Here is a 5,519-nt window from a genome sequence, read left to right as displayed (position 1 = left end):
CCAGCCACCGCGAGCACCGCCGAGACCTCCTCGGCCAGCTGTCCGGTGCCGCTGGCCTTGATGTCACCATGGAAATCGAGCACCCAGACCGTTGGAGACACCTCACCGTCACCCTTGCGACCGCGACGGTCATGCTCCTTGTCATCGCGCCGGAAGGCCTTGGCCAGCCGCTTGCGTGCCCCCGGCTGGCTGGCTGCCAGCTGCATCCGCCGACGGCGGTAGCGGCGCGTGCCGTTAAGCTCCTCGAGCCGCAGCCGTGTGCGCTCTCCAGCTTCGCCCCTGACCCGCAGGATCAGGGCCACTACCAGGCCACCGACCAACACAAGGGTCAACAGTTGCGCCACGAACATCCCGAATTCCGTCAGCCACTCGCTCACTGCCTTTTCCTCTCGTCTCGCTGTCCTGACATCCTGCCCGGGGCTTTCCCGCCGGCACAAGGGCGCTTGATTAAAACGAACGTTTCAAATACGCTCTGGCACAGAATACCTCTCTGCGACCAAGGATCCCCATGTCAGACACCACCATCGACAAGCTGCAGCGTCGCTTCGATGCCGAGGCTGCCAGCGGTATGCACGAAATCTTCCAGTTCCACTTCACTGACGCCGGCGACCATTATCTGGTCGTGGATGACGGTACATTGGACGTCCACGAGGGCGAGCATGGCGATCCCTCGGTCAGCCTGAGCATGAGCAGCGAGACCTTCAAGGGGGTAATGAACGGCGAGATCAACGGCATGACCGCCTTCATGACCGGCAAGCTGAAGGCTACCGGCAATGTCATGCTGGCGACACAACTGAACAGCCTTTTCCCCGACCACTGAGATCCGGCTGACCGGCCCGCCGCGGGTCGCGTCAGTCCGCTATCCCCGAGGCCCGACCTCCCCGAGGTGGGTCTCGATCAGCGCCCGGGAGATCGAGTAGAGCGGCGGCAACTGAGGCAGGCGTCGCGGGCTGAACCAGGCGGCATCGGCGATCTCGACACCGTCGATGCGGATGCGCCGACTGGCCGCCTCGGCGAAAAACCCCAGCATCAGCGAATGGGGGAAGGGCCAGGCCTGACTCTTATAGTAGCTGACGCGTCCCACGCTGAGCCCTACCTCCTCGTAGATCTCGCGACGGACGGCCTCCTCGGCCGACTCGCCAGGCTCGATGAAGCCGGCCAGGGTCGAGTAGCGCCCCGGGGGGAAACGCGGGCTGCGGGCCAGCAGCAGCGACTCGCCATGGGTGACCAGCGTAATGATGCAGGGCGAAATGCGCGGATAGTTACGATGACCGCAGGCCCCGCAGTGCATGGCGAATTCAGCGTCCAGACGCCTCGCCGGCGCACCGCAGCGACCGCAGAACCGGTGGTTGTCGAGCCAGGCCGCCACCTGCAGGGCCGTGGAGACCAGCGGAAACCAGGATTCCGGCAGGCGGGCCAACCAGGTTCGAGCGTCGAGCCAGTCGTCCCCCGGCTGCGCCTCCAGAGAGAGCGCCACCGGTTCTTCCTGCCACCAGCACAGCGGTTGCATCCGATCATGCCAGGGCTGGAAGGCTTGCAGCGGGCCCTTATTGACCCCCGGAGCAATGCGCCCCCGGGCCAGGCGAATGACCCGCCCGGCCGTCTCCTCGCTGGGCAGCTCCCGACGCAGCATCAACGTGATGCCTCACCGCCGGGCAGATCGGGATACGCATCCCAGCGGCACTCGCCGGCCGCGTCGCGGATGCGTTCCAGCTTGGCCCGATGAGCCACCAGCTCTCCCTCGTCGGGCGGTACGACACGAAGCTGCCCCGGAGAGAGAGACAACCGGTGGATGGCCAGCCCTGTCTGCTGACCGTCACGCCCTTCTGAGGATGCTGAAGCATCCAGAGAGAGCCTGGTCTGCCCCCCGGTCATGGCCAGGTAGACGTCGGCGAGGATCTCGGCGTCGAGCAGGGCGCCGTGGAGGACACGATGCCCGTTCTCGATCTCGTAGCGCTTGCACAGGGCATCCAGGCTATTGCGCTGACCGGGGTGCTTGTCGCGTGCCAGGGTCAGGGTATCGAGGATGCGGCAGTGCTCGGCCACCGGGCCGAGCCGTGGCTCGCCACGCCGGACGTTGAGCCTCTCGAGCTCGTGGTCGATGAAGCCCACGTCGAAGGGGGCGTTATGGATCACCAGCTCGGCCCCCTCGATGAAGGCCCAGAAGGCATCGGCGATCTCGGCGAAGACCGGCTCTTCGGCTACCCGCTCGTTGGTGATGCCGTGCACGCCCACGGCCTCGGCCTCGATGTCCCGCTCGGGATTGATGTACTGATGATAACGGTTGCCGGTGAGGCGGCGGTTGACCATCTCCACCGCCCCGATCTCGATCAGGCGATGACCGTCACGGGGGTCGATGCCGGTGGTCTCGGTATCCAGGATGATCTGACGCATGACTGTCTCTCGTCGGCTCGCAGGGGAAAGGCGCGGCGTCAGGTGCGGGCCCAGTGCTCGTCGATGGCCTCGTTGGCCAGCTCGTCGGCCCGCTCGTTGCCGGGATGGCCACTGTGCCCCTTGACCCAGTGCCACTCGATCGCGTGGCTCTGGGTCTCCTCGTGGAGTTCGCGCCACAGCTTGGCGTTCTTGACCGGCTGGCGGGAAGCGGTCTTCCAGTCGCGCCTGATCCAGTTGTGGATCCACTCGGTGATACCCTTGCGCAGGTACTCGGAGTCGGTCCACAGTGCCACCCGGCAGGGGCGCTTGAGCTCGCGCAGTGCCATGATCGCCGCCATCAACTCCATGCGGTTGTTGGTGGTCACCGCCTCGAACCCCTTGAGCGCCTTTTCGTGATGGCCGCTGACCAGCAGCGCCCCCCATCCCCCGGGGCCGGGATTGCCGCGACAGGCGCCATCGGTATAGATGGTCACTGTCTGCGGAGACTCGGCGTGCTGTCTGTCAGTCACCCTTGCGGTTCCTTTCCGGTTGTGGCCCGACACGCGTGACGCTGCCCAGCGCCGGCCCGGCCAGGGGACGAGCCAGCTCGAAGCGCGAACGCTGCGACTGGGCGAGCTGCGCCCGGCGGCGGGCATGAATCATGTAGCTGTCGCCCAACGGCAGGTTGTGGCGCCGCCCAAGGGTCTCCAGCATGGTATTGTGCGGCAGGCTGCCGGGCAGATGGAAACCGCAATAGTCTACCCGCTCGATCTCGAAGTCGACAAACGCCAGCCAGTCGCCAAGCCGTCCGGGAGAGCGCCAGTGGCCATGCCAGGGCATGCGACGTCGCTTGCCCGGCCAGGCGCGCGACAGCCCGCCGACGCTCAACGGACACCAGCCGAAGATCATCAGCCGGCCATTGTCGGCAGTGACACGCGCCGCCTCCTGCAGCATGTGATGCGGCTCTGTCACCACCTCCAGCAGGTGATGGACCACCACCAGGCTCAGGCTGTCATCGGGGAGGGGCAAAGCATCCGGCGGGCACACCAGGGTCGAGTCGTGCTCGGCCATCTCACGGTTGGGTGACCAGACCAGGGCATGGCGGATCGGGCAGATGTCGCTGAGCATGGGTGCCATGCCCAGCTCCAGGCTGTGTCGCCCGACGAGGCGTTCGCAGACCGGCCCCAGGCAGGCGCGCTCGGCCCGCCACAACGCCTGACCCGCCGGCGACGCCCAGTAACGTCGTCCCTCCCTGACCAGCCGCGCCAGGGCGTGGGGATCCCGCGAATTTGACATAGTGCCGTTTTCCCTCCACAGTGCCGGGTTTTGTAAACCATATCGCAACGAATCGCGGCAGCGTCCGGCAACGCCACCGTCAAGGACCCCGAGCCCATGTTGAGCGTGACACCGATACCCGCCTTTAGCGACAACTATATCTGGCTGCTGCGCCAGGACACGAGCCCGGCAGTCTGCGTGGTGGATCCCGGCGATGCAACGCCGGTGATCGAGTGGCTGGAGCGCGAGGGGCTGGAGCTGGGCACCGTGCTGATCACCCATCATCATCACGATCATACCGGCGGCCTGGCGGAACTGAGCAAGCGTTACTCGCCGCGGGTGATCGGTCCGGACAACCCCGAGATTGAAGGCATCGACGAGCGGGTCGGCGACGGCGACGAAGTGCGAGTGATGGGCCGACTCTTCGAAGTCCTCGCCCTGCCCGGCCACACGCTGGATCATATCGGCTTCTTTACGCCAGGTATCCCTCCGCTGCTGTTCTGCGGCGATGTGCTTTTCAGTGCCGGCTGTGGTCGGCTCTTCGAGGGCACCCCGGCACAGATGCATGAATCGCTGTCGCGCCTCGCGCCCCTGCCCGAGGACACCCTGGTGTTCGCCGCCCACGAGTACACCCTGGCCAACCTGGCGTTCGCTCGCGCCGCCGACCCGGACAATGCCGATGTCGAGGCTGCCGAGGCGGAGTGCCAGCGAGCCCGTGAGCTCGACCGCCCCACCCTGCCCACCACGCTGGGTCGGGAACGCCGCATCAATCCCTTCCTGCGCTGTGCGGCGGCCGGCGTCCGCCAGGCCGCCGCGGCGCATGGGGATACCGACAGCGACCTGGCGACCTTCACCACGCTGCGCGCCTGGAAGGATGTCTTCTGAAATCGCCGTTGTTGGATGACATACGGCCTGCCCGTGGTGGCAGGCCCCTGCATGACCAGGAGATCGCCTCTCGATGACCTACCATACGACACGTCGACGGATCCTGGGCTTCACCAGCTGTCTCGCGCTGATGGGTTCGCTGCTGGCCGCCACCGGCAACAGCCAGGCCTCACCGATACCCCAGGGGGCCTTCAAGGACGATTCGGCAAGCCACTCTGCTTCGCTGCCCTCGAACGGGGCTTTCTGGGATGCCTTGGCCCTCGAGCCCCAAGACGCCTGGTCGCGCCTTGCCGCGGCCTTCCAGTGGCAGGAGGACGTCGACCAGCCCCGCGTCCAGAAGTGGATCGACCACTATCGCCAGAGTCCCCACAACATCGTCGAGATCACCGAGCGCGCCAAACCCTGGCTCGCCTGGATCACCGAACGCGTGGAGGAGCGCGAGCTGCCCGGCGAGGTCGCCCTGATCCCCTTCATCGAGAGCTCCTTCGACCCTACCGCCCGCAGCCATCGCGGCGCGGCCGGCCTCTGGCAGTTCATGCCCGGCACCGGCCATGCCCTGGGGCTGCGCCGCGGCGGCGGCTACGATGGTCGCCTGGATGTGGCGCGCTCCACCCATGCTGCCCTGGACTACATCGAGATGCAGGCCGAGCAGTGGTACGAGGGCGACATCGAGCTCTCCCTGGCGGCCTACAATGCCGGCGCCGGCACCGTGAACCGTGCCCGCAGCGCCGCACTCTCCCGAGGTCGGTCCGGCACCTACTGGGACCTCAAGCTGCCGCGGGAGACCATGGCCTACGTCCCGAAACTGGTCGCTATCTCGGCGATCATTGCCGAACCGGAACGCTACCAGGTCGAGTTGCCGCGCATCGAGGCCGCGCCAGCCGTCGCCGAGGTGCCGGTGATCCGTCCCATGGACCTCGGAGAGGCAGCTCGCCTGGCAGGGGTTTCCCCGGCGGCCCTGGCCGACCTCAACCCGGGACTGCTCG

At 66.7% G+C, this 5,519-nt stretch carries 7 protein-coding genes and 1 pseudogene; 3 read left to right on the top strand and 5 right to left on the bottom strand.

Annotated elements, in window-relative coordinates; all coding sequences use genetic code 11:
* A pseudogene (locus RI841_RS13965) lies at positions 1 to 377 on the bottom strand (protease SohB); the annotation flags it as partial.
* Between the two features lie 131 nt (positions 378 to 508).
* On the opposite strand from RI841_RS13965, the gene RI841_RS13960 reads away from it, so the two are divergent.
* The gene (locus RI841_RS13960) at positions 509 to 820 is read left to right on the top strand and encodes an SCP2 sterol-binding domain-containing protein (protein WP_310706239.1); all 312 of its coding nucleotides are present in this window, start codon (positions 509 to 511) and stop codon (positions 818 to 820) included.
* Positions 821 to 859: 39 nt separating this feature from the next.
* On the opposite strand, the gene nudC is transcribed toward RI841_RS13960, so the two are convergent.
* The 4 genes from nudC to RI841_RS13940 are packed head-to-tail and all read right to left on the bottom strand — an operon-like array spanning position 860 to position 3,669.
* A complete protein-coding gene (gene nudC / locus RI841_RS13955) occupies positions 860 to 1,633 on the bottom strand; it encodes an NAD(+) diphosphatase (protein ID WP_310706238.1) in 774 nt (257 codons plus the stop codon).
* Entirely contained in the window at positions 1,633 to 2,394 is a 762-nt protein-coding gene (dnaQ, locus tag RI841_RS13950; RefSeq protein ID WP_310706237.1) for a DNA polymerase III subunit epsilon, read from the bottom strand. The genes nudC and dnaQ overlap by 1 nt, the downstream gene beginning before the upstream one ends.
* 38 nt (positions 2,395 to 2,432) lie before the next feature.
* A complete protein-coding gene (rnhA, locus tag RI841_RS13945; RefSeq protein WP_310706236.1) occupies positions 2,433 to 2,903 on the bottom strand; it encodes a ribonuclease HI in 471 nt (156 codons plus the stop codon).
* Positions 2,896 to 3,669 (bottom strand): methyltransferase domain-containing protein, encoded by a 774-nt coding sequence (locus RI841_RS13940; RefSeq protein WP_310706235.1) that lies wholly within the window; start codon positions 3,667 to 3,669, stop codon positions 2,896 to 2,898. The genes rnhA and RI841_RS13940 overlap by 8 nt, the downstream gene beginning before the upstream one ends.
* Positions 3,670 to 3,765: 96 nt before the next feature.
* On the opposite strand from RI841_RS13940, the gene gloB reads away from it, so the two are divergent.
* Positions 3,766 to 4,533, top strand: coding sequence for a hydroxyacylglutathione hydrolase (gloB, locus tag RI841_RS13935; RefSeq protein WP_310706234.1), 768 nt, complete (start codon positions 3,766 to 3,768; stop codon positions 4,531 to 4,533).
* Positions 4,534 to 4,606: 73 nt separating this feature from the next.
* Positions 4,607 to 5,519, top strand: a 913-nt coding sequence (locus RI841_RS13930; protein ID WP_310706233.1) for a transglycosylase SLT domain-containing protein, incomplete at its 3' end; no start/stop codon positions are given.

This window comes from Halomonas sp., from assembly GCF_031581305.1.
GTDB lineage: Bacteria > Pseudomonadota > Gammaproteobacteria > Pseudomonadales > Halomonadaceae > Halomonas.
The sequence above is the reverse complement of the archived record's forward strand: the minus strand, read 5'-3'. Positions and strand labels throughout refer to the sequence as shown.